20 protein-coding genes and 1 riboswitch are annotated in these 19,587 nt (G+C 68.4%); of the genes, 10 read left to right on the top strand and 10 right to left on the bottom strand.

From position 1 onward, the window contains the following. Positions 1-117 precede the first annotated feature (117 nt). A complete protein-coding gene (gene hisC, locus ACGFU7_RS09905) occupies positions 118-1,197 on the bottom strand; it encodes a histidinol-phosphate transaminase (RefSeq protein ID WP_393694057.1) in 1,080 nt (359 codons plus the stop codon). A gap of 370 nt (positions 1,198-1,567) precedes the next feature. Between hisC and ACGFU7_RS09900 the strand changes: the two genes are divergently transcribed. From ACGFU7_RS09900 to ACGFU7_RS09890, 3 genes are all read left to right on the top strand, one after another. Further along, positions 1,568-2,680, top strand: coding sequence for a LacI family DNA-binding transcriptional regulator (locus tag ACGFU7_RS09900; protein WP_351076280.1), 1,113 nt, complete (start codon positions 1,568-1,570; stop codon positions 2,678-2,680). A gap of 158 nt (positions 2,681-2,838) precedes the next feature. Continuing rightward, on the top strand, positions 2,839-3,912 hold the full coding sequence (locus tag ACGFU7_RS09895; protein ID WP_393694269.1) for a metallophosphoesterase: 1,074 nt from the start codon (positions 2,839-2,841) through the stop codon (positions 3,910-3,912). 182 nt (positions 3,913-4,094) lie between these two features. Beyond that, positions 4,095-4,925: a hypothetical protein gene (locus ACGFU7_RS09890; RefSeq protein WP_393694055.1), complete on the top strand. Its 831-nt coding sequence runs from the start codon at positions 4,095-4,097 to the stop codon at positions 4,923-4,925. 93 nt (positions 4,926-5,018) lie between these two features. Here the strand turns inward: ACGFU7_RS09890 and ACGFU7_RS09885 are convergent, their stop codons facing one another. The 3 genes from ACGFU7_RS09885 to thiC all read right to left on the bottom strand — a co-directional run bounded on the left by ACGFU7_RS09885 (position 5,019) and on the right by thiC (position 8,963). Continuing rightward, positions 5,019-5,174: a hypothetical protein gene (locus ACGFU7_RS09885; RefSeq protein WP_393694286.1), complete on the bottom strand. Its 156-nt coding sequence runs from the start codon at positions 5,172-5,174 to the stop codon at positions 5,019-5,021. Positions 5,175-5,192: 18 nt separating this feature from the next. Further along, positions 5,193-6,884, bottom strand: coding sequence for a DUF885 domain-containing protein (locus tag ACGFU7_RS09880; RefSeq protein ID WP_393694053.1), 1,692 nt, complete (start codon positions 6,882-6,884; stop codon positions 5,193-5,195). Positions 6,885-7,163: 279 nt separating this feature from the next. After that, positions 7,164-8,963: a phosphomethylpyrimidine synthase ThiC gene (thiC, locus tag ACGFU7_RS09875; RefSeq protein ID WP_393694051.1), complete on the bottom strand. Its 1,800-nt coding sequence runs from the start codon at positions 8,961-8,963 to the stop codon at positions 7,164-7,166. Further along, positions 8,956-9,089, bottom strand: a riboswitch (TPP riboswitch). It overlaps the preceding gene by 8 nt. Before the next feature lie 31 nt (positions 9,090-9,120). Between thiC and ACGFU7_RS09870 the strand changes: the two genes are divergently transcribed. Beyond that, a complete protein-coding gene (locus ACGFU7_RS09870; RefSeq protein WP_393694049.1) occupies positions 9,121-10,470 on the top strand; it encodes a YibE/F family protein in 1,350 nt (449 codons plus the stop codon). 80 nt (positions 10,471-10,550) lie between these two features. Here ACGFU7_RS09870 and ACGFU7_RS09865 read toward each other — a convergent pair whose 3' ends face one another. The 4 genes from ACGFU7_RS09865 to ACGFU7_RS09850 form a co-directional block, all read right to left on the bottom strand. Further along, complete coding sequence (locus ACGFU7_RS09865; RefSeq protein ID WP_093895105.1) at positions 10,551-10,988, bottom strand: SsgA family sporulation/cell division regulator; 438 nt, start codon at positions 10,986-10,988, stop codon at positions 10,551-10,553. A gap of 101 nt (positions 10,989-11,089) precedes the next feature. Beyond that, positions 11,090-11,860 (bottom strand): IclR family transcriptional regulator, encoded by a 771-nt coding sequence (locus ACGFU7_RS09860; protein ID WP_393694047.1) that lies wholly within the window; start codon positions 11,858-11,860, stop codon positions 11,090-11,092. Between the two features lie 243 nt (positions 11,861-12,103). After that, positions 12,104-12,316, bottom strand: a complete 213-nt coding sequence (locus ACGFU7_RS09855; protein ID WP_093895169.1) for a DUF5326 family protein — start codon at positions 12,314-12,316, stop codon at positions 12,104-12,106. A gap of 164 nt (positions 12,317-12,480) precedes the next feature. After that, positions 12,481-12,798, bottom strand: a complete 318-nt coding sequence (locus ACGFU7_RS09850; RefSeq protein ID WP_114245560.1) for a cupin domain-containing protein — start codon at positions 12,796-12,798, stop codon at positions 12,481-12,483. 68 nt (positions 12,799-12,866) lie between these two features. Between ACGFU7_RS09850 and ACGFU7_RS09845 the strand changes: the two genes are divergently transcribed. The 4 genes from ACGFU7_RS09845 (at position 12,867) to ACGFU7_RS09830 (ending at position 16,075) form a co-directional block, all read left to right on the top strand. Further along, entirely contained in the window at positions 12,867-13,244 is a 378-nt protein-coding gene (locus tag ACGFU7_RS09845; protein WP_393694045.1) for a phage holin family protein, read from the top strand. A 67-nt stretch (positions 13,245-13,311) separates the two neighbouring features. Further along, positions 13,312-14,442, top strand: a complete 1,131-nt coding sequence (locus ACGFU7_RS09840; RefSeq protein WP_393694043.1) for a cystathionine gamma-lyase — start codon at positions 13,312-13,314, stop codon at positions 14,440-14,442. Positions 14,443-14,635: 193 nt separating this feature from the next. Next, positions 14,636-15,532 (top strand): LysR family transcriptional regulator, encoded by an 897-nt coding sequence (locus tag ACGFU7_RS09835; protein ID WP_393694041.1) that lies wholly within the window; start codon positions 14,636-14,638, stop codon positions 15,530-15,532. A gap of 63 nt (positions 15,533-15,595) precedes the next feature. Then, positions 15,596-16,075, top strand: coding sequence for an NUDIX domain-containing protein (locus tag ACGFU7_RS09830; protein ID WP_393694039.1), 480 nt, complete (start codon positions 15,596-15,598; stop codon positions 16,073-16,075). Between the two features lie 46 nt (positions 16,076-16,121). Here the strand turns inward: ACGFU7_RS09830 and ACGFU7_RS09825 are convergent, their stop codons facing one another. Further along, positions 16,122-17,300 (bottom strand): globin domain-containing protein, encoded by a 1,179-nt coding sequence (locus ACGFU7_RS09825; RefSeq protein ID WP_393694037.1) that lies wholly within the window; start codon positions 17,298-17,300, stop codon positions 16,122-16,124. A 376-nt stretch (positions 17,301-17,676) separates the two neighbouring features. On the opposite strand from ACGFU7_RS09825, the gene ACGFU7_RS09820 reads away from it, so the two are divergent. Further along, positions 17,677-18,204 (top strand): DUF2269 domain-containing protein, encoded by a 528-nt coding sequence (locus ACGFU7_RS09820; RefSeq protein WP_393694267.1) that lies wholly within the window; start codon positions 17,677-17,679, stop codon positions 18,202-18,204. 5 nt (positions 18,205-18,209) lie between these two features. Further along, on the top strand, positions 18,210-19,079 hold the full coding sequence (locus tag ACGFU7_RS09815; RefSeq protein ID WP_393694035.1) for a GNAT family N-acetyltransferase: 870 nt from the start codon (positions 18,210-18,212) through the stop codon (positions 19,077-19,079). 43 nt (positions 19,080-19,122) lie between these two features. On the opposite strand, the gene ACGFU7_RS09810 is transcribed toward ACGFU7_RS09815, so the two are convergent. After that, entirely contained in the window at positions 19,123-19,548 is a 426-nt protein-coding gene (locus ACGFU7_RS09810) for a heme-binding protein (RefSeq protein ID WP_393694033.1), read from the bottom strand. Between the last annotated feature and the right edge of the window lie 39 nt (positions 19,549-19,587).

The following is a 19,587-nucleotide window of genomic DNA, read 5'->3' as shown; positions in this document are numbered from 1 at the left end:
TTCTCAGGCCACGAACGCGAAGGCCCCGCCCAGACTTCGAACGCGAAGGCCCCGCACCTCGGCGAACGAGGTACGGGGCCCTGAGCCTTCCGGTATGCGCAGGCGGCCTGCGCCGCTCTACAGCTCCTTGCGGTACGACTCCGTCACCTTCAGGAACAGGTCGTTCGCCTCGTCCTCCCCGATCGAGACCCGCACACCCTCGCCCGCGAACGGCCTGACCACCACACCGGCCCGCTCACACGCCGCGGCGAAGTCGGCGGTACGGTCCCCGAGCCGCAGCCAGACGAAGTTCGCCTGGGAATCCGGCACGGTCCACCCCTGGTCCGCCAGCGCCCGCTGCACCCGGTTGCGCTCGCACACCAAGGAGCCGACCCTCCCCAGGAGTTCGTCCTCGGCACGCAGCGAGGCGACCGCCGCATCCTGCGCGAGCTGGCTGACCCCGAAGGGCACCGCCGTCTTGCGCAACGCGGCCGCCACCGGCTCGTGGGCCACGGCGAAACCGACCCGCAGACCGGCCAGGCCGTACGCCTTGGAGAACGTCCGCAGCACCGCCACATTGGGCCGCTCCCGGTAGATCTCGATGCCGTCCGGCACCTCGACGTCGCGGATGAACTCCCGGTACGCCTCGTCGAGCACCACCAGGACATCGCCCGGCACCCGGTCCAGGAACCGCTCCAGCTCGGCCCGGCGCACCACGGTGCCGGTCGGGTTGTTCGGGTTGCAGACGAAGATCATCCGGGTGCGGTCCGTGATCGCGTCCGCCATCGCGTCGAGGTCGTGCACGTCACCGTCGGTCAGCGGAACCTTCACCGAGGTCGCACCGCTGACCTGCGTGATGATCGGGTACGCCTCGAAGGAGCGCCAGGCGTAGATGACCTCGTCGCCCGGGCCCGAGGTGGCCTGGAGCAGCTGCTGCGCCACACCGACCGAGCCGGTTCCGGTGGCGAGGTGCGAGACGGGCACACCGAATCGGTCGGCCAGCTCGTTCATCAGACCGGTGCAGGCCATGTCCGGGTAGCGGTTGAAGTTCGCAGCCGCGGCCAGGGCGGACTCCATCACCCCGGGCAACGGCGGATACGGGTTCTCGTTGGAGGACAGCTTGAACGCAACCGGTCCGCCGCCGGCAGCCGGCTTGCCCGGTACATAGGCGGGAACGCCGTCCAGCTCGGCGCGCAGCTTGGGGCTCGTCTCGCTCACCGCAGGTCCTCCTCGACCATCTGTACACATCAATACTGCTCACCTTATGAGGATTGGGCGCTGCTGCGAATGGCTGGAGCGTCCAATCGTCCGGTGCGACCGGGAATGGGGGGAGCGCTTGCCTCCTCGACGTGCGCCGGTGGTTCACTCCGTGGCGCGCGTCCCTCGAAGAGGTGAGATGAGACCTCTTCGAGACATCGACCATTTAGTAGGCCCATCGGGTTCGATGCATGACACACTACGGCCGATCCCGCCAAAGCCCTTGTTTTGCAAGGCATTTGACGCTCGATGATCATGCAGAAACGTGCCTGTCAACGAGTGAATATGCGACCAGGCCAACCTCCCGTCCGAGCCCTACTATCGGCTCGCCATGACAGCAGCAGGGAAGCACCAGGTGAGCCGGACGGAGACACCCCGGCGCGGCGGCCGGCAAGGACGAGCGGGAATCCGGGATGTGGCCGCCGCCGCCGGGGTCTCCATCACGACCGTCTCCGACGCGCTCAACGGCAAGGGCAGGCTCCCGGACGCCACCCGCCGCCATGTCCGCGAGGTCGCAGAGCGCCTGGGCTACCGCCCTTCCGCCGCGGCCCGAACCCTCCGTACCGGCAAGTCCGGCCTCATCGGCCTGACCGTGACGACCTACGGGGACGAACCCTTCACCTTCACCGAATTCGCCTATTTCGCCGAGATGGCCAGAGCGGCCACCTCCGCCGCGCTCGCCCGCGGCTACGCCCTCGTCATCCTGCCCGCCACCTCACGCCACGACGTCTGGTCGAACGTCGCTCTCGACGGCACCGTCGTGATCGACCCCTCCGACCAGGACCCGGTCGTCACGGAGCTCGTGCGCCAGGGGCTGCCCGTCGTCTCGGACGGACGGCCGGCCGGAACCCTTCCGGTCACCGCCTGGGTCGACAACGACCACCGGGCCGCCGTGCTCGACCTCCTCGACCATCTCGCCGCCGCCGGGGCCCGACGCATCGGCCTGCTCACCGGCACCACCACCGACACCTACACCCGCCTCTCCACCACCGCGTACCTCCATTGGTGCGAGCGCGTGGGACAGGACCCGGTGTACGAGTCCTACCCCGCCCACGACCCGTGCGCGGGTGCGGTCGCCGCCGACCGGCTGCTCGCCCGCCCGGACCGGCCCGACGCCGTCTACGGGCTCTTCGACCCCAATGGCACCGATCTGCTGGCGGCCGCCCGCAGGTACGGTCTGCGTGTCCCCGAGGACCTGCTGCTGGTCTGCTGCAGCGAGTCCACCGTGTATGCGACGACCGAACCCCCCATCACCACGCTCTCGCTCAAGCCGCGCAGAATCGGCACGGCGGTCGTCCAGCTCCTGATCGACGCCATCGAAGGCGTGGATCACGACGGACCGGTGGAGCAGGTCATACCGACAGAGCTCATCGTCCGGACGTCCTCGCAACGCCGTCCGCCCCGCACCACGGTCAGCGCACCGCGCTCCCCCGCCGGGGATTGATCGGGCGATTTCGGACCAAACGGCCGGTGAACCTGATGTGCGCCCGGATTCACCACCCCTGGTGCGTCACACAGCACGATCCGCATTCCTATGATGGGCGCACGACACCGCGGACCGCCCCGACCAGCAGGGCCCGTCAGGTGTACGGCGGCGCGACGGTGGTGGAGGGGTCGATGACACAGGGGGCCGGTCAGGAACCCGTGGTGCGGACTGCGACGTTGCGTGACTTCCGCGTACCGCCCTATGCGCAGGCCCCGGTGCCGCCTTCACCGCCGCACCCGGGCAATGCCGTTCTGGGAGACGAGCTGCCGGAGGGGTACACACCCACCGCGCGCGACCTTCCCGTGATCAACCGCGGTGACACCGTCCAGGTGCGGGCCGTCCCCGACCCGGGGCCCGTCCCGGAGCCGGGACTCGGACCGCTGTACGTCGTCGGCGATGTCCACGGCTATCTGGACGAACTCCACGCCGCCCTCGCCGAACAGGGCCTCATCGACGCCGAGGGCAACTGGTCCGCGGGCAATGCCCGGCTCTGGTTCCTCGGCGACTTCACCGACCGGGGCCCCGACGGCGTCGGCGTCATCGACCTCGTGATGCGCCTCTCCGCCGAGGCCGCGGCCGCCGGCGGCTACTGCAAGGCCCTGATGGGCAATCACGAACTGCTGCTCATCGGCGCCAAGCGGTTCGGCGACACCCCGGTGAACTCCGGCGCGGGCACCGCCACTTTCCAGGCCGCCTGGCTGCTCAACGGCGGCCAGAAGAACGACATGGAGCGGCTTCAGGACGTCCACCTCCAGTGGATGTCCCGGCTCGACGCGATCGTCGAGGAGGACGGGCATCTGCTGATGCACTCCGACACGACGGCGTACCTCGACTACGGCGCCACCATCGAGGACGTCAACGACACCGTGCACGCCATTCTCACGCGTAACGACGCCGATGAGTGCTGGGACCTCTTCCGGAAGCTCACCAAGCGGTTCGCCTTCCGCGACGAGGCGGGGCCGCAGGCCGTCCGGGAGCTGATGTCGGCCTACGGCGGGCAGCGTGTCGTCCATGGCCACAGCCCCATTCCGTACCTTCTGGGCGAGGTCGGCTCGGAGGACGGCGAGGACGGTTCCGGCCCCGTGGTCGAAGGCCCGCACGTGTACGCGGACGGGCTCGCCATCGCCATGGACGGCGGAGTGACCATGGCCGGAAAGCTACTGGTCGTCCAACTGCCTCTGCATGGCTGACGTTCTTCTGGGAAGACGCATCCACGACCTGACCACGCCGACCGCTGGGCCTATTTCCGGAAACCCCCTGTCACCCCGTGCCGTGGGCGCTCTACCATCGGCGTATCAGTAGCAGGCTCTCCTCCGTTTCCGCCCAACTGCCCGGTCCAAGCGGGCACTCAGGCCCTACGGAGCATCGGGGGATGCACATGAACAGCGCTCCGCACCTGCTGACCGAGGACCGCCCCGAGTACGAGCGGATCCTCGACGACGCACTGCGTCACGCCCATGAACGACCGGATCTGGCCGCGGTCGGCGAGCGGCTCAACGCCGTGCAGTTGCGCACCATGGCGCTGGACGCCACGGCGCTGATCACCGCGACGGCCGCCACCGAGTACGACCACTATGTGAAGGCCCGCGAAGAGCTGCGCGGACCGGCCGAAGGGGCGGGCCAGGATTCGGGCCCCGGCTCCGGCTCCGGCACCGACGGTCCGAACCAGTCAGGCGCCGGCATAGGAGCCGTCGTCACGGTCCTGGCGCCTGTGCTGGCCGGCACCGCCGCGTTCATATTCCTGCTGTCCGGCTATCTGCTGAGGCTGCTCAATCCGCCACCGTCCTTCGCCTCCACCATGGTCGCCGCGGGCTGGTTCTTCGCTGCGGTCATGGCCGCCGCCATCCTGGCCGCCGCCGTCGGACTGCTCATCACCGCACTGCGCAACGGGTCGACGTCGCAGGCCGCCGAGGATGCCGAGACCGAGTTGCCGGAGGATGTGGCGCGCGCCAGAGAGGCATGGCGCCACGCACTGCTGGAGCGCGGCATCCTGCCGTTCCTGCGGGACGCGCTCGCCGACCCCGGCGCCGGCCGCGCGTCGCGCACACCGCATCGCTCGGCGAACCGCATCCCGAAGATCGGCTACAGCCGGCCGGACTTCACCAGCCCGGACGACGGCCCGGCGGCGGGCCCCCGCCCGACATTCACCAGCCCGGACTTCACCAGCCCCGACTTCGGCGGCCCCGAGCACGAACTGGACTGACCGGGTCCGGGCACCGGGCCGGTACCGACGACGGGACGCCGTCCCGAGAGGTCAGAGCTTCTCGGGACGGCGTCCCGTCGTGCACGTCCTGCGTCAGTCCGCGATCGGCAGATAGACCCGGTTGCCGGCCACCGCGAACTCCTTGGACTTCTCCGCCATGCCCGCGTCGATCTCCGCCTGGGAACCGCCGTGTTCACGACGGATGTCCTGGGAGATCTTCATCGAGCAGTACGTCAACAGAACCAGCACGGCAGGACGTTTCCGGGTCTACAGCGCCGCGAGATTGCCAACCAGGTCGTCGAGCCCGAACGAGCCCTGGGAGAGCGCCTTCATGTGCCAGGCCTTGAGGTCGAAGGCGGCACCATGGCGGCGCTTCGCGGCCGCGCGGCCCTGGAGCCAGGCGCGTTCGCCGAGCTTGTAGCCGATGGCCTGGCCGGGCCAGCCGAGGTAGCGGTCGATCTCGCCGTTGCGGCGGGCAGCCGGGCTGCCGTTGTAGGTGGCCATGAACTCCGTGGCGAGCGCCGGGGTCCAGCGCTCGCCAGGGTGGAAACCCGAGTCGGCGGGGATGGCGAGTTCGAGATGCATACCGATGTCGATGATCACCCGTATGGTGCGCAGCATCTGCCCATCCAGGAAGCCGAGGCGGCGCGCGGGTTCGGAGAAGAAGCCCACATCGTCCATGAAGCGCTCGGCATACAGGGCCCAGCCCTCGATGTTGGCGCTGACCATGCCCTCGGTGACCTGGTAGCGGCTGAGCCGGTCGGCAACCACGACCCACTGGGCGAGCTGGAGATGGTGGCCGGGGACGCCCTCGTGGTACCAGATGCTGACGAGCTGCCAGGTCGGAAAGGTGTCCTGGCCGAGGGTGGGCAGGTAGGTGCGTCCGGGGCGGCTGAAGTCGAGGCTCGGGCCCTGGTAGTAGGGCCCGGAGGCGCTGCCCGCGGGCGCAATCCGGGACTCGACCTTGCGGATCGGGCCGGAGAGGTCGAAGTGGCTGCCGTCGAGGGCGGTGATCGCCTCGTCCATCAGCTGCTGCAACCAGTCGCGGACGGCCTCCTCGCCCTTGACCGCGTGGCCGTGCTCGTCCAGGTGGTGCATGGCCTCAAGGAGGGTGGAGCCGGGCAGGACGCGCTCGGCTTCGACGCGCATCTCGGCGAGCGTCCGGTGGAACTCGTCCCAGGCCCAGGCATAGGCCTCGTCCAGATCGAGCTCGGCACCGGTGTTGTAGCGGGCGGCGTGCAGGTAGCGCTCTCGGCCGACGACGTCCGGGGTGTCCGCCGTGGCGGGGACGTAGGTGTCGCGCAGCCAGTCGCGGAACTCGGAGACGGCGGTAGTGGCCTGGCGGGCGGCGGCGTCCAGCTCGGGGCGCAGCCGGTCGGTGCCGTCCGCGACGAAGTCGGCGAACCAGCCCGCGCCGCTGCCCGCGCGCTGTCCGGCGGCCTCCCCGGTCCAGTCGGCGAGCTGGCCGATCACCCCGGCGGCCTGCCGGGGAGCAGCGAGCAGGCCGCGGGAGATCCCCTCGGTGAGGGTGGCCCGATAACCGTCCAGCGCGCCGGGGAGGTTGCGCAGCCGTCCGGCCACCGCCGCCCAGTCCTCGTCGGTGGTGGTGGGCATGAAGGTGAAGATCGTCCGCACCTGGTCAACGTGCGCGCCCACGGTGCGCAGTTGTCGGAAGTTCTCGCCGGTGTCGTGCATCGCGAGCTCGGCGGTGAGGCGTTCCCGCAACAGTTGGGCGCAGGCCTGTTCAGCGGGGTCGTCCGATACAGGGGCGGCGTCGAGTGCGGCGAGACTGCGGCGGGCGAACTCGGCGTGGGCCTCGAAGCCGTCCGGCGAGAGGTCCGGTTGCCGGTCATCGCCCGGGTTCAGGCCCAGCCATGCGGAGGTCATCGGGTTATGTGCGGCCACCTGGTCGAGGTGGCTGTCGGCAATGCTGCGCGGGGTGATCGATTCATTTGCCATATGGGCATCCTGACGTGCCGTCGGACTTGGCTGTCCGTTCTCAGTGAAACCAGTCGTTTTCTCATCCAATCCAGCCGACAGGCGCTTCGTTCAGCAATCCGTCACGGGGTCACTGAACAGACCTGGGCGCCCAGGACGCGGACAACCACAGCCCGGAACCCCAAGGCAACCGGCCGGGCGAAGTCGAGCGGCTCCGGCAGAAAGCTAGCCCGGCACGTCGAAGCGCTGTTCCGGATGGCTCTTTCCGCCCACCCGGAACAGCGCTTGTGCGTGCAGGTGTCAGTCCGCCAGCGGGAGGTACACCCGGTTGCCCCGGGCGGCGAACTCCTCGGACTTCTCCGCCATGCCGGCCAGCGCCTCCGCGTCGAACTCGGTGTCGACAGCCGTGGCCCCGTCGCCGTGCTCGTCGCGGATCTTCTGGGAGATCTTCATCGAGCAGAACTTCGGGCCGCACATCGAGCAGAAGTGCGCCGTCTTCGCCGGCTCGGCCGGCAGCGTCTCGTCGTGGAACTCCCGTGCCGTGACCGGGTCGAGAGCCAGATTGAACTGGTCCTCCCAGCGGAATTCGAAACGGGCGTCGGAGAGCGCGTCGTCCCAGTCCTGCGCCCCCGGATGCCCCTTGGCGAGGTCCGCCGCATGGGCCGCGATCTTGTACGTGATGACGCCGGTCTTCACATCGTCCCGGTTGGGCAGGCCGAGGTGCTCCTTGGGCGTGACGTAACAGAGCATCGCCGTGCCCCACCAGGCGATCATCGCCGCGCCGATGCCCGAGGTGATGTGGTCGTATGCCGGGGCGACATCGGTGGTCAGCGGGCCGAGCGTGTAGAACGGCGCCTCCTCGCAGATCTCCTGCTGGAGGTCGATGTTCTCCTTGATCTTGTGCATCGGTACATGGCCCGGGCCCTCGATCATGGTCTGGACACCGAACCGCTTGGCGATGGTGTTCAGCTCACCGAGCGTGCGCAGTTCGGCGAACTGGGCCTCGTCGTTGGCGTCGGCGATCGAGCCGGGGCGCAGCCCGTCGCCCAGCGAGTACGTCACGTCGTACGTGGCGAGGATCTCGCAGAGCTCCTCAAAGTGCTCGTACAGGAACGACTCCTTGTGGTGCGCGAGGCACCACGCCGCCATGATCGAGCCGCCGCGGGAGACGATGCCGGTCTTGCGGCGGGCGGTCAGCGGGACGTACGGCAGGCGCACGCCGGCGTGGACCGTCATGTAGTCGACGCCCTGTTCGGCCTGCTCGATGACGGTGTCCTTGTAGATCTCCCAGGTCAGCTCCTCGGCCCGGCCGTCGACCTTTTCGAGTGCCTGGTAGAGGGGAACGGTGCCGATCGGCACGGGGGAGTTGCGCAGAACCCACTCACGGGTGGTGTGAATGTTGCGGCCGGTGGAAAGGTCCATGACCGTGTCGGCGCCCCAGCGCGTCGCCCATGTCATCTTCTCCACCTCCTCCTCGATGGAGGACGTCACCGCGGAGTTGCCGATGTTGGCATTGACCTTCACCAGGAACCGCTTGCCGATGATCATCGGCTCGATCTCGGGGTGGTTGACGTTGGCCGGCAGCACGGCCCGGCCCGCGGCGATCTCCTCGCGCACCACCTCGGGTTCGACGTTCTCCCGGATCGCCACGTACTCCATCTCCGGGGTGATCTCGCCCCGGCGGGCGTACGCGAGCTGGGTCACCGGCTGCCCGTCCCGGCTGCGGCGGGGCAGTCGGGGGCGGCCGGGGAAGACGGCGTCGAGGTTGCGCAGTCCGCCACGCGGCGAGGTGTGCTTGAGCCCGTCGTCCTCGGGGCGGGCGGGGCGCCCCGGGTACTCCTCGGTGTCGCCGCGCGCGATGATCCAGTTCTCCCGCAGCGGTGCGAGCCCGCGACGGACATCGGTCTCTGTGGCGGGATCGGTGTACGGCCCCGACGTGTCGTACAGCGTCACGTCCTCGCCGTTGGTGAGGTGCACCTGACGGACCGGCACCCGGAGGTCCGGGCGTGAGCCCTGGACGTACCCCTTGTGCCAGCCGATGGACTTCCCGGCCTCGTCGCTCTGGTTCGAGGCAGGCGTGCGTGCGTCCGATGTGGTCATGAGACCTACTCCCTACGCCGGCATTACCCGGTAACAGGTTCGGCGGTCGGCGCAGCCTCTCCCGTACGGATGTACGGATATCAGCGCCCTCTCAGCCCGGTGCTCCGAGCTCCCGCGTGTGCAAAGGTTCCTCCACGCTAGCGCCCTGTCCCGCGTAATGAACAGAGGGCCCTTCTCTTCTTGCGATGATCGGCCGGTGACGTCCCCCCGCATCGACTCCGAACCGCACGGCCACTCGCACAGCCACGGTCCTGCCGCGCCCGTCTCCAAACATCTGCGCAAGGTCATCGCGGCCGTGCTGATCCCGTTCGCCACCGCGGTCGTCGTCGGCCTGGTGGTCCTCTGGCCGGGCGGCGCGCCCCCGCACGAGCGGACCGGTGTCGGCTTCGACCGGCAGACCCAGCAGGGAACGGTGGTGAATGTCGACAAGGTGGACTGCAAGGACGTGAACGCCGCCCAGGCACCCATCAGCGGCGAGACCACCCCGCCGTCGGGGAGCGGGTCCGGGCTGTGCGAGAAGGCCACCGTCGAGGTGACGACCGGTCACGACAAGGGCCGGACCTTCGTCGAGATCGTCCAGCCGGACGCACCGCGTCAGCTGCACGAGGGGCAGGGCGTGGTCGTGGCGTACGCGCCCGACGCGCCCCATGATCTGCAGTACTCGGTGACGGATGTGAACCGGAAGTTCCCGATGACGCTGCTGGCCGGGATCTTCGCCCTGGTCGTGATCGCGGTGGGCAGGATGCGCGGGGTGTTGGCACTGGTCGCGCTCGTCGTGTCGTTCGCCGTGCTGACCCTGTTCATCCTCCCGGCCATCCTCCAGGGCTCGAATCCACTGCTCGTCGCGGTGGTCGGGGCCAGTGCCATCATGCTGATCGCGCTCTACATGTGCCACGGTCTGACCGCCCGCACCTCGGTCGCGGTGATCGGCACACTGATCTCACTGCTGCTGATCGGGCTGCTCGGATCGCTCTTCATCGGCTGGGCGAGCCTGACCGGCAACACCGACGACAGCACCGGCCTCATCCACGGCCTGTACCCGCACATCGACATGAGCGGTCTGCTGCTGGCCGGTGTCATCATCGGTTCGCTCGGGGTGCTCGACGATGTGACGGTCACCCAGACATCGGCGGTCTGGGAGTTGCACCAGGCGAACCCGACGATGGGTGCCCGCGGGCTCTACCGGGCAGGGATCAGGATCGGGCGCGACCACATCGCCTCGGTCGTCAATACGCTGGTGCTCGCCTACGCGGGCGCCGCACTGCCGTTGCTTCTGCTGTTCTCGATCGCCCAGAGCAGCGTGGGGACGGTGGCCAACAGCGAGCTGGTGGCGGAGGAGATCGTACGAACGCTGGTCGGTTCGATCGGACTGGTCGCCTCGGTGCCGGTGACGACGGTGCTCGCTGCGCTGGTCGTCTCCGCGGACCGCACAGGGGTCGGCGCGGAAGCCGGAGCTTCGGCACCTGTACGGACCGGGAAAGGCCGTCGTCGCAGGACGAAGCCTTGAACGCCTCCTTACGGAGAGCGATTCACCCATTCGGCAGGTGTTGCGTTCGACCGGCGGGCCGGCCGGCGGCGCCGTGCGATTCAGCCGGCGTTCTGTTCCTCGGCGAGAATCCGGCCCAGGGCCTCTTCCAGATTGCCCTCGAAGTCACCCAGCGTGCACTCCTGCCCGAGCGGCACGAGTTTGTCCGTCCGGTCGAGAAAGGCAACAAGTGGTGCCGTCCCGGCCCTGAAGAGGGCGCGGTCCGTGCCTACCTGAAGTCGGATATGTACGTCGGACAGCCCCTCGGGCTCCGTGGGCCCGATGTGCACATCGCCGTCGCCGCTGGGGCTGTTGAGGCCGTCGAGCAGCAGCTCACGGCCGAATGCCCAGGTGACGGGGGCGTCGCCGGGCAGATGGAAGGTCATCCGGATCGCATACGGATCGCACACTTCGTACCGGAGCTCCACCGGGATCCGGAAAGAGAGCTCCTCGGAGACGAGGAAGCTCATCATGACCTCAGCTTGAACCGACTCGCGCATCGTTCAACCCCGCAGTAGATGAATCTGGCCAGGAATGATCCCCCATGGCCCTATTGACGCCATCGTGGTGCACGCGATAGCAGATCACAAGGAGTGATTTTTCAGATACTGATAGAGAACACGAACGAACGCAAGAGGTTGGCAACTTCGCCACGTAGTTGTTCGACTGCGGGGAGCAACCGGTCCTCCTGTTCCAGGGGTACCGAAATCGCCATCGCGGCAGCGGTGAATCCGGCCGTGATCGGGATGGCTGCGCAGACCGTCCCCAAGGCGTACTCCTGTCGCTCGATGACAGGTTCCATTCGTTCCAACGACCGCAATCGTTCAAGAAACGCCGGGCGGTCCCTCACCGAGTAGCGGGTCAGCGGCCGCACAGGGTGCCGGTCGAGATGGTCCTCGCGGGCCTTCTCGTCGAGCTGGCTCAGCAGACACTGGCCGATCGCATGGGCGTGCCCGGTCTCCCGGAAGGATGCCCACTCGTCCACCGCGGGTGTGGCGGGGTTGTCCGCGACCGCGATGAGTTCGATTTCGCCCTCGCGGTAGACGGCGCAGTACACCGGTGCGCCGATGGTGTCGCGCCAGCGGCTCAGCGACTCGGTCATTCTGCTGCGACGGTTCTGCAGCGATCCCTCGCCGACCAGGCGCTCAGCGGCGGTCCCGAAGAGGAACACGCCGTTCTCCCGGCGCAGATAGCCCTCATGGGTCAGGGTGCGCAGCAGATGGTAGGCAGTGGGAAGGGGCAGGCCCGCTTCCCTGGCCAGCTGTTTCGCGGGCGCCCCGTCTCGATGGGCGCCCACAGCCTCCAGCAGCCTCAGCGCTCGCTGGACCGAACCGATCAGCGTCGGGACAGCAGTGCTCGATGCCGTGGTCAACGGTCACCCCCAGGCATGGTGACGGGCGGTCAGCCCGCCTGTGGGGGCCGCCCCCACAGACCGCCGCATGACTGGGGTCCGGAGACCGAACGCCGTATAAACCACTGGTCAGGGTGGTGACGGACAGTTAATTCCCAGGTGGTGGCAGCGGACTGCCACCATATCGGCCGCATCCACAAGGGGTGTCGTTTCGTCTTGCACTTAGCTCAGCTGGGCTAATCACCCGGCCGGCTTCCGATCGTCCTACCAGTCGCTGCGCGAGGAGGAGGACGACATGAACTTGCGTACGACGAACACGAGCCCGCCGACCAGGATCACGAAGACCAGAACCTTGAAGAGCAGACCGATCACGAACCCGACCACGCTGGCGATCAGACCGCCGAACACGACGATCGCGATGACCGGCACCGCGATCCACTTCACCCACCAGGGCATCCCCGCGAATATCTCCCGCACGGCCATCGTCCTTGCCTCGTCTCTGTGAGTTCCTGTTCCGATACTCCGATGCTTCGATGCTAGAGGCGCGGAGGGGGCCGGCGGGGGTTCCGCAGCCCTTGAAGTTCCCTGATCGACCCCCTAGGGATCCCTGAGACCGGAGCCCGGTCCTTTGCAGGAGCGGCTCAGCTCTCCGGCGGGGAGAAGACCACCATGACCCGCAGGTCCTCGGTGATGTGGTGGAACTTGTGGGCCACACCGGCGGGTACGTACACCACGCTTCCTCTGCCCACCTGCGTGGTTTCCATGCCGACCGTGATCGAGGCGCGGCCGCTGACGATGAAGTAGACCTCGTCCTCCTTGTGCGGCTGCTGGGGGTCGAGTTCGCCGGCATCCAGTGCGTACAGGCCGACGGACATGTTCCGTTCCTTCACGAACTGCAGATACGCGCCGTCGTTGGCGGCCCGTTCCGCTTCCAGTTCGTCCAGTCTGAATGCCTTCATGGCCCGTCCGCCCCTTGCCTCTGTCCTGCCGGTGTTCGCCACCGATCATGTCTGCCACGATCAGACACATGAAGAATTTCGTAGTCAAGACGATCGCCAACGCAGGTGCGCTGGCCGTGGCCATCTGGCTGCTCCAGGACATCACGCTGAGCGGCGGCAGCACCGGGCGCAAGGTACTCACGCTGATCGTGGTCGCCCTGCTCTTCGGCCTGGTGAATTTTGTGGTCAAGCCAATAGTGCAGCTGCTCACCCTGCCGCTCTTCATCCTCACGCTGGGGCTGATCACCCTGGTGGTCAACGCGCTCATGCTGATGCTGACCTCCTGGCTGGCCGGTCAGTTCAACCTGAGCTTCCATGTCGACGGCTTCTGGACCGCCGTGCTCGGCGGTCTGATCATCTCGATCGTGTCGTGGGCGCTGAACGTAGTCCTGCCCGACGAGGACTGACCCGACACCTACTGAAACAGTGCAGGTCGGACCGGTGGCACACCGGGGAGAGAAACGAGGAAGCGGTATGAGCACCATGGGTGACGGAACCCGGGCGGTACGGGCCGGGCTGCCCGAACCGGAGCAGTTCGAACCCACCCTGCCCGGGCCGGTATTCGCCGCGCACTTCCATCTCTCCGGTGAACCGACCGGTCCGTACACCTACGGCCGGGACACCAATCCGACCTGGACACATCTGGAACGCGCCATCGGCGAGCTGGAGGCGCCGGGGGAGCCGGTCGAGACCACCGTCTTCGCCTCCGGAATGGCGGCGATCTCGGCCGTGCTGCTGTCCCAGGCGCGCACCGGCGATGTGGTCGTGCTGCCCGACGACGGATATCAGGCGCTGCCGCTGGTGCGTGAGCAGCTGGAGGCGTACGGCGTCGAGGTGCGGACCGCGCCGACCGGCGGCGATGCCCAGCTGGCGGTCCTCGAAGGCGCCAAGCTGCTGTGGATCGAGACCCCGTCCAATCCGGGGCTCGATGTCTGCGACGTACGCCGGCTCGTCGATGCCGCACACGCGGCCGGCACTCTGGTGGCCGTCGACAACACCCTCGCCACACCGCTCGGCCAGCGCCCGCTGGAACTCGGGGCCGACTTCTCGGTGGCCAGTGACACCAAGGGCATGACCGGGCACGGAGACATCCTGCTCGGCCATGTGACCTGCCGCGATCCCGAGCTGGCAGCGGGTGTACGACGCTGGCGCAAGGTCGTCGGCGCGATTCCGGGACCGATGGAGGCCTGGCTCGCGCACCGTTCGCTGGCCACGCTGGAGCTGCGGATCGACCGGCAGTGCGCCACCGCCCTGACCCTGGCCGAGGCACTGGGCAAGCGCCAGGAGGTGACCGGGCTGCGGTACCCCGGCCTGCCCACCGACCCTTCGTATCCGAACGCCGTGCGGCAGATGCGGCGCTTCGGCTCCGTGGTGTCGTTCGTACTGCCCGACCGCGAGCGGGCCGAGCGCTTTCTGACCGAGCTGCGGCTGGTCGACGACGCGACGAGTTTCGGTGGCGTGCGCTCCACCGCCGAGCGGCGGGCACGCTGGGGCGGTGACGCCGTACCGGAGGGCTTCATCCGCTTCTCGGTCGGCGCGGAGAGCCCGGACGACCTGGTGGCCGACGTGGAACGGGCACTGGACGCAGCGCTGGGCGAGAGCTGAGCCGACCGGTGGTACGGACGGTCCGAGCCTCCCCCCTCGTGGCTCGGACCGCCCCGGTTCCACACGTGAAGAACCGCCTGAACAAGGCTAATTGACTCTCCGTCAGTGTCCAATCACAGTAGCGACAGCGACCTATCGACATATTTATAGTTGTACGGGTCCGAAGCGTCGCGAGGGTGAGAGGGGGCAGGACATGGACCTGGCCCTGCTGCGCACATTCGTCACGGTGCACCGGGCCGGCTCCTTCACCAGAGCTGCTGCCCTGCTCGGCCTCTCCCAGCCCGCGGTCACCTCGCAGATCCGCACCCTGGAGCGGCAGCTGGGCCGCCCGCTCTTCCTGCGCAGGGCCCGCGGCGTGACCCCGACGACCATCGGCGACGAACTCGCGCACCGGGCGGCGCCCCATCTGGACGCGCTGATCGAGATCGCGGAGACCGAGCTCGACGAGGAGTCCGGCGTACGGACACTGCATCTGGCCGGGCCACCCGAGTTCACGTCGATGCGTGCCCTGCCGGCGCTCACCCCTCTCATCGCCCAGGGCCTGGCTCTGCGCAGTTCGTTCTTCACCGCCGCGGAGGAAGCGCTGGAGGGGCTGGCCGCCGGACATCATGATCTGGCCATTGCGACGGCCCGTCCGCGTGGTGGACTGCTCACCGCGACTCCGCTCTGCGACGAAGAACATGTACTGATCGCCGCGCCGCGCTGGGCCGGGCGCCTCGGGCCCGGGACCTTGCGGCACAAGGGGCCCGTGGTGTTGGACCAGCTGCCGGTCGTGGAGGTGCACGAGAGCCTGCCGCTCGTCTCCCGCTACTGGGCGGCCGTCTTCGACAGCCGGCCCGCCGCTGCGGGAGCCGTCATCGCGCCGGATCTCCGGGCGGTCCTGGAGTGCACGGCGGCGGGCGCCGGGCTCGCCGTACTGCCGCGCTATCTGTGCGAGGGGGCGCTGGAACGGGGCGAGGTGGTGGCGCTCCTCGATCCTCCCGTGCCTCCGCTGCGCACCTATTTCCTGGCCGTGCGGACCGGCACGCTCGCACTGCCGCACATCGCGCGGGCGCACGAGTGGCTCCTGCGCGCTGCCGTGGACTGGTGAGCGCAGGACGGTCCGGCGCGGGTCAGGTGTTTCAGAACCGGTTCCGTGGGCCACTCTCTTGCCATGACCGAACGTCCTGTGGTCAAGCGCACCGCACGCGCCATCCTCCTCGACGGCAACGACCTCGTCCTCATCAAGCGCACCAAGCCCGGGGTGGATCCGTACTGGCTCACGCCCGGTGGTGGGGTCGAGCCCGAGGACGCAACCGTCGTCGACGCCCTGCACCGCGAGGTGGACGAGGAGCTCGGCGCCAAGATCACCGATGTGGTCCCCTGCTTCGTCGACACCGTGGAGCACATCGAGGGCGGCGGAGTGAAGGGTGTCAAAGTCCAGCACTTCTTCGTCTGCCGGCTGGAGTCGATGGACCCGTCCCGGCGCCACGGCCCCGAGATCGAGGACCCCTGCGGGGAGTACGACATCGTACGGGTGCCGTTCAGCCGGATGGGGATCGCTGCCGTTCATCTCGTACCGCTGTCGCTGCGGCACTATCTGGACGGCAATATCGAGGGCGTAAGGGCGATGCACGCGCCCGACCTCGGCTGACAGGCCGCCGCTCCCTGGATCAGGGCTGACGCCGCCGCTCCCCGGGTCAGGTGGGACCGGTGGTCGCCAGTTCCTCGACGGAGTCGTGCCGGATGCGCTCGGCCGGCATGCCGATGCCCCTGAGCACATCCACGCTGCTGCGGATCATGCCGGGCGGGCCCGAGAGATAGGCGTCGTACTCGTCCCACGGGCCGCACTGGCGCACGGCCTCGGGCAACAGCCCCTTCAGACCGCCCTCCGTTCCCGTGCCGGTGGAGACCACCGGCCGCACCGCGAGCCACGGATAGGTCTGCTGGAGCCGCATCATCGTGTCGATGTCGTACAGATCATGATCACTGCGTGCCCCGTAGAAGACCTCCACAGGACGCCGGTCGCCGTGCTCCACCACGTCCTCGACGAGCGCCTTGATGGGCGCGATGCCCGTGCCGCCGCCCAGGCAGAGCAGACCGGTGTGGGTGGAGTGGTCGACCGTCATCGAGCCCGTGGGCGGGCCGAGGCGCAGAATGTCGCCGGGCCCGGCCCGGTGCACCAGGGCGTTGGAGACCCAGCCGGCCGGGACCGCCTTGATGTGGAAGGTGAGAAGACCGTCGGGGCGGGGCGCCGAGGCGAAGGAATAGTGCCGCCAGTTCCGGGGCCACCACGGAGTCTCCATCGCCGTGTACTGGCCTGCGAGGAAGGGGTAGGCCGGGTCGGGACGGACCGTGAGGATCGCTATGTCGCGGGTCCTGAGGTCGTGGGAGACGACCTCGGCATGCCACCAGGCGGGAGCCCGCTGCTCGTCCTCGGCGGCCGCATCGATCATGATCTGCGATATCGCGGTGTAGGCACGGACCCACGCCGCCTCGGTCTCCGCGTCCCAGGTGGTGGTCGCGTAGCGGCTCAGCGCGCCGAGGAGCGCCTCACCCACCGCGGGATAGTGCGCGGGCAATGTGCCGTACTTGCGGTGTCCCCGGCCCAGTCCGCCGAGATACCCGGCCAGTGCATGAGGGTCGTCCAGCCGGTCGGCCGCGGTGAGGATCGCGCGGAGAAGACGATCGCGCTGGACATCCATCGCGACCGGGAACAGAGCACGCAGATCGGGGTGCCGGATGAAGAGCAGGGCATAGAAGTACGAGGTTGCCTGATCCGCGACGGGCGAGATCTCGGTCAGGGTGCGGTGGATCAGGGTCGCGTCGGGAGATCTGTCCGTTCCGTCTTCCGTCCACCCGGTGGCCGGAGCATCCATGCTGTGCCTCGCCTCGAAGGTCTTCTGGTCGCCTTACGCACCCGCACGGCCCGCGGCCCTTGCCTGCGGGCGTAGTCGGGTCCTGCTTGCGGTCGCCGGCCGGCTCGTGGCCGCGGTCCCTCGCCCCAGCATGCCTCGCCAGAACACAGACCGGACAAATAGCGGGAAGTCCGGGTATCCGAACCGGTTTTCCCGTTATGCTCCTTTGCCCCATGGCCAAGCCGCCGACCTCGCCAAGAAGGCCGCAGAGGAGCATGCGCCAACTCACCTGGCAGGGAAGGCCGCAGAGGAGTGCGCGCTGTACGCCGAGGCGAGTACGCGCGGTTACTCCCGCTGTCAGACGCCCGATTACTCCATTCCCGGCACCGTGTTTCACGTGAAACCACTCAAACGCTTTGCTCGTCGCAGCCTCCTCGTCGCGCATGTCGCGGTATCCGTGAGCTGGCTGGGACTGACCGTCGGACTGCTGACGCTCGGAATCACGGCCTTTCTCACCGGCGACCCCGCCACCGCGCAGGCCGCCACCCGCGCCATGAAGATCTTCGGAGACTGGCTGGTCGTCCCGGTCGCCCTGCTCTCCCTGCTCAGCGGCCTCGTCCTGGCTCTCGGTACACCTTGGGGGCTGGCCAGGCATCGGTGGGTCTGGACAAAGTTCTGGCTCACCCTGATCACCGCGGCACTGTCGATCTTCTCGTTGCGCCCCGGCATCAACGAGGCGGCGACGCACGGCTCTGTCGATATCAACCTGGTGGTCGCTCCATCGGTGGCGACGGCAACGTACCTGTTCATCACCGCGGTATCGGTGCTGAAGCCCTGGGGGTTGACCCGGCGCGGCCGACGGCTGCGCATCTTGGCCGGAGCCGGTAAAGGAGTGGACGAGCGATCGCCGCGTCGGACAGCCTGACCTCCATGCCCACCCCACTGCCCCGTCCGCTCGCCGAATTGCCTGTCCGGCGTCTCACTCTGGGTGACCTGGTCGCCTGCGCCGATCTCTGCGAGGACCGTGGATGGCCACGCGATGAGCACAGATGGGGTCTGCTCCTCGCCGCAGGAACCGGCTATGGCATGGACGATCCCGGAGGCAAAGGCCTGATGGCCGCTTGTGTGGTGACTTCCTACGGCCCGCGACTGGCTGCCATCGGCATGATGCTCGTCGCCGAGCGATATGCACGACAGGGGGTCGCCCGCCACGTGATGCGCCACGTGATCGACGAGGCCGGGGACACACCCCTCAGCCTGTACGCGACATCCGCGGGACAACCGCTCTACGAACAGTTCGGCTTCGCGGCCGTGGGCCGCGTCGAGCGGGTCACCGGGTTCTTCCGGCCGACCGGCAACAGGTCCTCCGCCGTGACGGTCCGCCCGGCCACGGCGGAGGACCTGCAGGCCATGGTCCGGCTGGACTCGGATGTCTTCGGCTCCGACCGGACGCATATCCTCGCCCGGCTGCCCGCGTACGCCGACCACATCCGGGTCGCGGAGGACGACGGAACGCTCGTCGGTTACGCAGCGACCTGGCCGAGCGCTCATACGCATGTGGTCGGCCCGCTGATCGCGCCCGACACCGCCACGGCTCAGGCACTCGTCGCCTCGCTCGCAGAGGCGACGGATCTACCGTTGCGCGCGGACATCGACGCGCGCCATGCAGAGCTGCTCGACTGGTTCAAGGAGTGCGGTCTGCAATCCGGCTCCGGAACCACGGTGATGACTTACAGGACCTCGGACCTGCCGGGCGACTGGACCCGTCGCTACGCTCCGCTGACCGTAGCGACGGGCTGACTCACGCGGCTTGAACTGACACCGACCGTGGGCGGTACGAGCGTCAGGCGAGAGCCTTCACGGCAGCCGTCGCGAAGCCGTGGTCCTGGTCGGGAGCACCTCCGCCGACGCCGATGGCGCCGATGAGCCGGCCGTCGCGGTGGACCGGGACACCACCGGCGATGAAGAGCAGCGGCCGGTCGAGGGCGGTCGGGAGGGTGTGGAAGAGGCCGCCCGGCTGGACCGCGTCGACGAGGTCTGCGGTGGGGGCGTTGAGCTGAAGGGCCGTGTACGCCTTGCGGGTGCTGGTCTCGCCCGCAATGAGAACGGCCCGGTCGTCCCGTCGGAAGGCCAGCAGGTGGCCGCCCGCGTCGAGGATCGTGACGGCAACGGCGACACCAGCGGCTTCGGCGGAGCCGCGGGCCGCCTCGATGAGCGCTTCGGCGTCCGGGGTGGTCAGCGGGGCGACAGCGACAGTGGTGGTGCTCATGGGGATGACTCCTTGGTGCGATGTGGTGCTGTGTTTGAA

This window comes from Streptomyces sp. NPDC048473 (assembly GCF_043200155.1).
GTDB lineage: Bacteria > Actinomycetota > Actinomycetes > Streptomycetales > Streptomycetaceae > Streptomyces.
The sequence above is the reverse complement of the archived record's forward strand: the minus strand, read 5'-3'. Positions and strand labels throughout refer to the sequence as shown.